The organism is Candidatus Nitrotoga sp. M5 (genome assembly GCF_927904885.1).
Classification (GTDB): domain Bacteria; phylum Pseudomonadota; class Gammaproteobacteria; order Burkholderiales; family Gallionellaceae; genus Nitrotoga.
This window is the reverse complement of sequence record NZ_CAKMNW010000085.1, coordinates 1-2,063: the sequence shown is the minus strand read 5'-3', so window position 1 is coordinate 2,063 and position 2,063 is coordinate 1. Positions and strand designations below refer to the sequence as shown.

Below are 2,063 nucleotides of genomic sequence, written 5' to 3'. Positions count from 1 at the left end.
AGCAAGCAAGAAACTATTAAGCCAAGCAAGAATGAAACTATTATGCCGGCTATCGTGGTGGTTGGTGAGGGCCCTGATGCTGTTTCAAAAATGACGGGCTCTGTTGTTCTTGTTGATCGCGAGCGAATTGAATTGATTGTGCCGCAATCCGCCGAGGATGTACTGCGTCGGGTGCCCGGCATCAACGCCGTAAGTGAAGAAGAGAGCGGTATCGTCACCAATGTAGGTGTTCGCGGTCTGTCGTCCAGTGAATCTAAGACGCTTATTCTCGAAGACGGCGTACCCGTCGCGCCAGGATTATTTGTCGGCAATGAACGCTATTTCACCCCTCGCATTCAACGAATGGAAGGCATTGAAGTGTTGAAAGGTTCGGCATCCCTCCGCTATGGCCCATCTACCATTGGTGGCGTGATTAACTATATAACTAAAACACCCGATGACGGTTTAAAGGTATCTGCCAAAGTTGGCTCCTTTAACACTCGTCAAGCAATCGTCGAAGCTGGCGGCCGCAGTGAATCCGGCGATGCTTTCGCAGGTATTGTGGCAACCCATGCCGAGAGTGATGGCTTTATGGATAAGGGCTATGACATGAACGATATCATGGTTAAAGCGGGGGTTCGCATTAGCGATACCCAAAAGGTGGGTATGAAATTCTCCTGGCACGAAAATGCCGCCAATATTTCCTACCGAGGCCTCATGCTGGATGACTACAACGCCAAGCGTACTAACTACAATCCAGCACCGGATGACTGGTTTCTCACCGACCGCGTCGGTATTGACCTCAACCACGAATGGATGCTAAGTGACCGCGCCTTCCTTCGAACTATAGTGTACTGGAGCGAAGTGACCCGCGACTATTGGCGTTACAACGTCGACACCCCCGCCTCCAACGCTGCCGGTCGCTGGGTCTATACCGACGATTTGACGGGCAATAACCGTTCCTTTGAACGCAAGGGCGTAGAAACCCGTCTAAACTTGGAACACAATTCGTTCGGGTTTGACAATGAGGCGGAATTTGGCCTGCGCTATATGGTGGAAGAGGCTAACGATACTCGCATTCGCGCGACTCGAGCAACTGATCGCACGGGCGTTAACGACCGTCATAGAGTCGACTCCGCCGATAGCATCGCGGGTTATGCGCAAAACCGTTTTAGTATTACCGATCGACTAGCAATTACTCCAGGGCTGCGGATCGAGCACTACACGCAGAAACGTGTAGAACTTTCTGCTAACAACGCCTCGGCCTCCACCACCAATACAGAATTTCTGCCTGGCGTGGGCGCTACTTACAAACTGACCGACTCCGCTCAGCTTTACGGCGGTGTATACGAAGCCTTTGCCCCGGCCTCCAACGGCGTTGCTCTCGACGGCTTGACCGACCAGAATTTGGATGGTGAACGCTCGGTGAACTACGAAATGGGCATTCGCGGCAATGAAGGCGGCCTCAACTACGAAGTGGCCGCCTTCTATATGGATTTCGACAACCAAGTCGTGACCGGCAATAGCAACCCGCTCCTGTCCCAGTCCAACGCTGGTAAAACTAAGCATCATGGCATGGAATTCGTTCTCGGCTATGTCTTGGGTGGTGGTTTCAGCGTCGACGGCAATGCCACTTGGGTACCGAAGTCTGAGTTCGCATCCGGAGTGTACCAAGGCAACCGCTTGCCCTATGCGCCCAAGTACTTGGGTAATCTCTCATTCAATTATAGCGATGAAAAATTGAGCGCCGCTCTGCTCGCCCATTACCGTGGCTCGCAGTTCGGAGACGCCAGCAATACAATAGACATTCCCACCGATGCCGCTGGGGGTATCTGGGGCGGAAAACTTCCATCCTACACAGTGGTGGATCTCATGGGGCAGTATAAAGTGAGCAAGACCTGGACTGTCTTCGGCGCCCTGAAAAATCTGACCGACAAGCACTATATCACCGGTTTGCGTCAAGGGATCTACGTCGGCCCTGAACGCTCTATCGAGGCGGGCATTCGCTATAACATGTAATTGGTACATCGCCTACAGCTAACATATAAAGTGCCCTGCTCCTTGCGGGGCATTTTATTTTCTGG

1 protein-coding gene is annotated in these 2,063 nt (G+C 52.3%); it reads left to right on the top strand.

Translation table 11 applies throughout. The annotated features are described in order from the left end of the window. A partial coding sequence (locus MJ770_RS14835; RefSeq protein ID WP_239255954.1) for a TonB-dependent receptor family protein occupies positions 1 to 1,998 on the top strand: 1,998 nt, incomplete at its 5' end. Positions 1,999 to 2,063: the final 65 nt, after the last annotated feature.